This window comes from Pseudoalteromonas sp. 20-MNA-CIBAN-0454 (assembly GCF_040308685.1).
GTDB classification, from domain to species: Bacteria; Pseudomonadota; Gammaproteobacteria; order Enterobacterales; family Alteromonadaceae; genus Pseudoalteromonas; species Pseudoalteromonas nigrifaciens.
This window is the reverse complement of sequence record NZ_JBEOOB010000152.1, coordinates 1-281: the sequence shown is the minus strand read 5'-3', so window position 1 is coordinate 281 and position 281 is coordinate 1. Positions and strand designations below refer to the sequence as shown.

The 281-nt window shown below is 42.3% G+C and carries 1 protein-coding gene; it reads left to right on the top strand.

Annotation, left to right across the window (positions count from 1 at the left end):
- On the top strand, nt 1–281 hold a 281-nt coding region (locus tag AAEZ22_RS18340; protein ID WP_352298459.1), incomplete at both ends, for an aldehyde dehydrogenase family protein.

Genomic DNA, 281 nt, shown 5'->3' with positions numbered 1-281 from the left:
ATCTAGAGTCGGTGGTTAATCGTGTGATGATGGGCAAGACATTAAATGCTGGTCAAACCTGCATTGCCCCTGACTATGTGTTGATTCAACGTCAATATCATGAGCAGTTCATCAGTTTGGCAAAAGCATGGATGGAAAAACACTATCCTAATATTGAAAACAATCCAGATTATTCGCGAATCATCAATGGTGACCAGTTTAAACGAGTCAAAGGCTACCTAGATTCGTTGACAGGCGGTGAGATACATCCGCTTACTGCTGTTGAGGCCAATATCGAAACG